We start from the raw sequence: 503 nt of genomic DNA, 5'->3' as shown, positions 1-503 counted from the left end.
AATGTATTTCAGGTTTTTCAATTTTCATGATTATTATATTTAATACAAATTTCTATATAAATATGTTATCAGAATAAATAAAATAAAATAGAAAATAAATATTAATTTTTTAATCCTAAATATTTATCTAAACTTTCTTTAAATTCCTTCCACCATTCAACATAATCTTCATATTTTTCAAATTTCCAATCATTAGAATTTAATTCTCTGCCATTGTAGATACAAGATCCATTGCTCTTTTACTTTCCCATAGAACTGGTTCTGAATTTGCTTTTATTGAATATTCAGCAATTTCCTTATATAAATTTTTATCCAAATCTTTTCCAGTAATTTCTCTTATATAATATATCAATACAGGTTCATAAGCTCCCCTATAAAATCTACATATTCCTAAATCTTCTAATAAAGATTCATTTATTGCCTACCATATGAAAATCTTGCAAAAATTTCAGGTCTTTCAAATGAATTTGAATAATCTGTCCAATATTTTCCTAAGACATACA

General features: G+C 23.3%; 1 protein-coding gene. It reads right to left on the bottom strand.

The window, feature by feature from the left end; all coding sequences use genetic code 11:
• Positions 1–199: 199 nt before the first annotated feature.
• A complete protein-coding gene (locus LUA84_RS01060) occupies positions 200–352 on the bottom strand; it encodes a hypothetical protein (protein ID WP_231434028.1) in 153 nt (50 codons plus the stop codon).
• Positions 353–503: the final 151 nt, after the last annotated feature.

Source organism: Candidatus Nanopusillus massiliensis (assembly GCF_920984865.1).
Note: the sequence above shows the minus strand (reverse complement) of the source record. Positions and strands in the feature narration are given on the sequence as shown.